General features: G+C 36.4%; 1 pseudogene. It reads left to right on the top strand.

Annotated elements, in window-relative coordinates:
* Positions 1–275, top strand: a pseudogene (locus ACKPVM_RS20480) (UDP-glucose 6-dehydrogenase); the annotation flags it as partial.

The following is a 275-nucleotide window of genomic DNA, read 5'->3' as shown; positions in this document are numbered from 1 at the left end:
AACTCTTTCTTAATAGTGCTATTAAAAAAGACTGCCCTGTACTATTTACTCATTCGACTGAAGCAGAGGCTATCAAATTATTTGCCAATACTTATCTCGCCATGCGTGTTGCTTATTTCAATGAACTTGACACCTATGCTCAAGTTTTTGATTTAAATACTCGTCAAATTATTGATGGCGTGTGTCTTGATCCACGTATTGGAAAGTTTTACAACAATCCCTCTTTTGGCTATGGTGGATATTGCCTCCCTAAAGACACTAAACAACTTTTAGCA

It is taken from the genome of Pectobacterium hainanensis, assembly GCF_046237015.1.
Classification (GTDB): domain Bacteria; phylum Pseudomonadota; class Gammaproteobacteria; order Enterobacterales; family Enterobacteriaceae; genus JBJYIN01.
This window is presented reverse-complemented; position numbering and strand designations above follow the sequence as displayed.